This window comes from Morganella psychrotolerans (genome assembly GCF_965118875.1).
In the GTDB taxonomy this organism is placed as follows: Bacteria; Pseudomonadota; Gammaproteobacteria; order Enterobacterales; family Enterobacteriaceae; genus Morganella; species Morganella psychrotolerans_C.
Map to the genome: position 1 here is coordinate 1 of NZ_CBCPJD010000050.1, position 1,366 is coordinate 1,366.

General features: G+C 47.9%; 1 protein-coding gene. It reads right to left on the reverse strand.

Translation table 11 applies throughout. The features are described from left to right. Positions 1–277: 277 nt before the first annotated feature. Positions 278–1,282: an IS110-like element IS4321 family transposase gene (locus tag ACMHKJ_RS19245; protein WP_000427623.1), complete on the reverse strand. Its 1,005-nt coding sequence runs from the start codon at positions 1,280–1,282 to the stop codon at positions 278–280. Between the last annotated feature and the right edge of the window lie 84 nt (positions 1,283–1,366).

The following is a 1,366-nucleotide window of genomic DNA, read 5'->3' on the forward strand; positions in this document are numbered from 1 at the left end:
GGGGTCGTCTCAGAAAACGGAATCTATGGTCACTCCCGTTTTTGCAACACCGATTTTGACGACAAGTTGGCTTGCTTGAATCTATCCGGCGTCTGAATGGGATTTTATTCCCGCGCCTTGATGAGTTCCGCGCCTGATGAACCTCCAGAAAATATACGGCTTCAATGAGCCTTTCCGTTTTACAGGTTCCTCAACAGGCCGGTGGGCCGTTAGTATCATCAATATCAGTATTCGCAAAACCAGATCAGTAATTCTTTAAACCGGTGTATTTCTGCCGTTATGCTACATAAGTTTGCTGTCGTGCCGTTAGGGCCCAGGCTATTCTGGCCAGCTTGTTTGCCAGAGCACAAGTGACGACAAAGTTGCTTTTCCGGCACAGTAAATCCCTGACCCAATCGGCCAATTTGCCAGACTGGTGTTCCAGTTTTTGTATGAATACCCTGGCACATTGAACCAACAAAGTTCGGATCTTTTTATTACCTCGCTTACTAATTCCCAGCAATGTCGTCCTACCTCCCGTGCTGTACTGCCGAGGTACAAGCCCTGTTGCCGCCGCAAAGTCACGGCTGCTGGCGTACTGCTTCCCGTCGCCAATCTCAGTTGAAATAGTACTCGCTGTCAGTGTTCCGACGCAGGGAATGCTCAGCAAGCGCTGTCCAACCTCATCTTCGTCCAACTTTCGTTTCAACTGGGATTCCAAATCTTTAATCTGCTCAACAAGATAGTGATAATGCTGTTGTAATTTCAGCAATAACTGGCTGAGGTAAAGAGGCAAACTATTATCCTCAAGAATGGTACTCAGTCGGCTAATAACGGCAGCTCCTCGGGGAACGCTAATGCCAAATTCCAGCAGAAAAGCATGCATTTGATTGGTTGTTTTTACCTTATCCTGAACCAGGGATTCACGGACACGATGCAGAGCCCGCATTGCCTGCTGAGATTCCGTTCTGGGCTGCACAAAACGCATAGACGGACGCGATGCAGCTTCACAAATAGCTTCGGCGTCGACAAAGTCGTTTTTATTGCTTTTAACGAACGGGCGGACAAATTGTGGTGATATCAGCTTTGGGGAATGCCCCAACTCTTCCAACTTGCGTGCCATAAAGTGAGAACCGCCACAGGCTTCCATTGCGATGGTTGTAGCGGGGCATGTCGCCAAAAATTCGATCAACTTTGGCCGGGTAAATTTTTTACGGTAAACAGCCTTCCCGCGACGATCCTGGCAATGAATATGGAAAGAGTTTTTACCCAGATCGATACCAATGAGCGCAATGTTTTCCATGATAGTTCTCCGAATGAAAGCCTGTCCTCAGCATAGTACCGGGAAGGAGGGAGTGACCATCTCATTAAATAAAGCACGCTAAGC